The following is a 1,358-nucleotide window of genomic DNA, read 5'->3' on the forward strand; positions in this document are numbered from 1 at the left end:
ACCTGAGTTCCACAACCGCTCCCGATCGCCGGGATTGAGTTGCTTGTCAGGGTGGGTTTGGGGGTCCGTTTTGGGGCACTAATCGGGGGTGCTGGGTAGAGTGCTGGGGTGAGTCCGTTCGTGCGGAGGGTCAAGACCGCCTCGGGGGCGACGGCGGTCCAGATCGTCGAGAAACGCAACGGCCGCCGCCGGATCTTGGAGCATGTCGGTTCGGCTCATGACGAGGCCGAGCTCGCGGTGCTACTCAGCGCCGCCCAGCAGCGTGTCCATGGAGTCCAGCAGGACATGCTGCAGTTCGAGCAGCCCGGGCGGGAACCTGCCGGGCCCGTGGTGGAACACACCTCCAGCGAGCTGCTGTGGCGGGTGCTGACCGACGCGTATGCGCGGCTCGGGTTCGACCAGATCGATGACGAGGTGTTCGCCTCACTGGTGGCGGCGCGGATCATCGAGCCCACCTCGAAGCAAGACACGCTGCGGGTGCTGGGCGAGCTGGGTCTGCCGGTGCCGCATGTGAACACCCTCTACAACTGTCTGCGGCGGTGCGTGGAGCGTGACTACCGCAGCCAGGTCTCTACCGCCTGTTGGGCGCATGCGACCGCCCGGGGGCCGGTGGCGTTGGTGATGTACGACCTGACCACCCTGCATTTCGAGGTGACCAACGAGGACCGGCTCCGGAAGGTCGGGATGAGCAAGGAACGCCGCGTCGACCCCCAGGTCACTGTCGGGTTGCTGGTCACCGCCGCCGGGTTCCCACTGGAGGTCGCCCTTTTCGAGGGCAACAAGGCAGAGACCAAGACCCTGATCCCGGTGATCGAACAGTTCAAGACCCGCCACGGCATCAAGGAACTGGTCGTGGTCGCCGACGCCGGCATGCTGTCAGCCGACAACCTCAACGGCCTCGAGGACGCCGGATGCCGCTTCATCGTCGCCTCCCGCCAGTCGCACGTGCCCTACGACCTGGGCGACCACTTCGAACGCCACGGCAACTACACCCCCGACGACTCAACGATCGAAACCACCCGCGACATGGGCACCGGCCGGCAGCGCCGCACCCGCCGGGTGGTGTATCACTACTCCTTCAAGCGGCACAAGCGAGACGACAAGACCATCAACGCCCAGGTCGTCAAGGCCGAGAAGGTCGCCGACGGGCTCCGACCCGTCGCCCGGGACCGGTTCGTGACGGTCACCACCGACGCCGACGGGAAGAAGGCCCAAGTCAACTGGGACGTCATCGAACGGGCCAGGTTCTGCGCCGGGTTCAAGGGCTACGTCACCAACATCAGCACCGACGTCATGGACGGCGCAGCAGTGGTGGCCGCCTACCGGGACCTGTGGCACGTCGAAGAGTCCTTCCGGAT

Annotated in this window: 1 protein-coding gene; it reads left to right on the forward strand. The window is 66.1% G+C overall.

Translation table 11 applies throughout. The annotated features are described in order from the left end of the window. Positions 1 to 108: 108 nt before the first annotated feature. On the forward strand, positions 109 to 1,358 hold a 1,250-nt coding region (locus tag ACFQPD_RS11035), incomplete at its 3' end, for an IS1634 family transposase (RefSeq protein WP_385900704.1).

It is taken from the genome of Tessaracoccus sp. O5.2 (assembly GCF_964266725.1).
Taxonomy (GTDB): domain Bacteria; phylum Actinomycetota; class Actinomycetes; order Propionibacteriales; family Propionibacteriaceae; genus Arachnia; species Arachnia lapidicapta.